Source organism: Carnobacterium sp., from assembly GCF_032094055.1.
In the GTDB taxonomy this organism is placed as follows: Bacteria; Bacillota; Bacilli; order Lactobacillales; family Carnobacteriaceae; genus Carnobacterium_A.
In genome coordinates, this window is the sequence record NZ_DAMDAK010000007.1 from 25,503 (window position 1) to 27,361 (window position 1,859).

2 protein-coding genes are annotated in these 1,859 nt (G+C 37.7%); both read right to left on the reverse strand.

Going from position 1 to position 1,859, the window contains the following annotated elements:
- Positions 1 to 731: aminoglycoside phosphotransferase family protein (locus RT405_RS02105; RefSeq protein WP_313467161.1), on the reverse strand; the 731-nt coding region annotated here is incomplete at its 3' end.
- A 248-nt stretch (positions 732 to 979) separates the two neighbouring features.
- Positions 980 to 1,859, reverse strand: an 880-nt coding sequence (gene groEL, locus RT405_RS02110; protein WP_313467163.1) for a chaperonin GroEL, incomplete at its 5' end; no start/stop codon positions are given.

A 1,859-nucleotide genomic window follows, 5' to 3' on the forward strand; every position in this document is an offset into this window, starting at 1 on the left:
AAGTCTATCAAGGGTCGTATACTTTTATAGCCTTCTTGATAGGATTGATACAAGGCTAAATCAAAGCTTAAAAAATCACGGTACAATTTTGTGAAATCAATTTCTGTCGAACCAAATCGCGCACTTTCAAAATCTATCATTCCCGAAACTTTATTTCCATCAACAATTATATTAGCTGGACGAAAATCCATATGTATGAAACTTGGTCCATCTGGTGAAGGGAGTCTTCGCTTCATTTCTTCAAACTTTTCAATCGATTTTCTATATACTGCTTCATCTACTACTTCTCTTACATCTTCAGCAAAACCATAAAATTGATTTTCAACAAAACTAGACCAGTTTGTAAATTCATTCTTTATGCCGGTTAATGTTGTCCCATTAGGTGGCTGAACGTTGTGCATGGAAGCATGAAGAATACCGACTTGAAAGGCTATCGGTGAAGAAACGTTAGTCGTTAAGGGATTCCCTTTTAATTCAGATAATAAAAAAGCACCTGGATACTCCTCATCGCCAGTCCAATAAGCCAACAAATCAGGAATAGAAATCTGTTCTTTTAAGATTTCATAAGCTTCTAATTCTCGCTGGAACTTCAATTTGGAATAAGGAATTTTTATAAAAACAGTCTCACCATTAAATAATTTACATTTATAAACTGTTGAGCTATGAGAATCTTCTACTGCATTGATTGATACTGGCTGTAATCTAAATTGTTCAAGAATTTTATTTAACACGAACTTTCCTCCTTTTTTAAAGCAATTTTCACTTCAGATGGTTCATCGACAAATTACCAAATCCATTAAGTTCATCTACACTATATCAAATGTAGCGATAAAAGACTTCAATAAACATCTAATTGCATAACACGGATTTAACCCAATAAGTGTTAGGGAGCATACTAGATGCAACTTTTACAGCAAAAAATTAAAAAGAGAGCAGATGAGACTTTGCCTCCCATCTGCTCTCTTTTTTCAGCTATTTCTTACATCATACCGCCCATACTAGGGTCCATACCCATACCGCCGCCCATTGGAGCGTCTGGAGCTGGTTGATCAGCAACCACTGCTTCTGTTGTTAACAAGAGAGCAGAAATGCTTGCTGCATTTTGTAACGCTGAACGCGTTACTTTTGTTGGATCGACAATTCCGGCTTCAATCATGTTTACCCATGCATTCTTAGCCGCATCGAATCCCATACCCATTTCAGCATGTTTCATTTGTTCAACTACAACAGAACCTTCCAGTCCTGCATTTGTAACGATTTGACGAATTGGTTCTTCTAAAGCACGCACAACGATTCTTACACCTGTTGCTACGTCTCCTTCTGCTTCAATTTCTGCAACTTTAGATTGAACATTGATCAAAGCAGTTCCACCGCCGGAAACAATGCCTTCTTCAACAGCTGCACGAGCAGCATTCAAAGCATCTTCAATTCGTAATTTACGTTCTTTTAATTCGGTTTCTGTTGCTGCTCCAACTTTGATCACAGCTACTCCGCCAGAAAGTTTTGCTAAACGTTCTTGTAGTTTTTCACGGTCAAAGTCTGAAGTTGTTTCTCCAGCTTGTGTTTTTAATAAAGATACGCGTTGTGCAATATTTTCTGAAGAACCTGCTCCTTCAACAATAGTAGTAGAATCTTTTGTAACCACGACTTTAGCAGCATGTCCTAGTTCATTGATGCTCGTATCTTTCAATTCTAACCCTAAGTCTTCAGTGATCACAGTACCGCCTGTTAAGATAGCAATATCTTCTAGCATTTCTTTACGACGATCGCCAAATCCTGGAGCTTTAACTGCTACTACATTGAATGTTCCGCGTAATTTGTTTAAAACCAGTGTTGGTAAAGCTTCACCATCTACATCG